This window comes from Streptococcus pseudopneumoniae (assembly GCF_001072315.1).
Taxonomy (GTDB): domain Bacteria; phylum Bacillota; class Bacilli; order Lactobacillales; family Streptococcaceae; genus Streptococcus; species Streptococcus pseudopneumoniae_R.
Map to the genome: position 1 here is coordinate 1 of NZ_JVLI01000148.1, position 225 is coordinate 225.

General features: G+C 40.4%; 1 pseudogene. It reads right to left on the reverse strand.

The features are described from left to right. Window positions 1-225: pseudogene (locus ADH54_RS07805) on the reverse strand (G5 domain-containing protein); the annotation flags it as partial.

The window sequence follows — 225 nt, forward strand, 5'->3', positions numbered from 1 at the left end:
ACTTTATCCTTCGCCGGAACTTTAACGACTGTGTTCGTTGGCTCTTTCGTACGAACTGGTTTACCTTCACTTGCTGTAATCTTTCCAGTATTAGGATCCACAATGTAAGTTGTTGTGATAGTGTCTTCACCATCTTCACCTCTAACAGTAGTTGGAGCTGTACCTTTTTCTTTCGTATCATCTTTTTCATAGACAACAGGTGATGGTACTACTCTCTTCTCAACT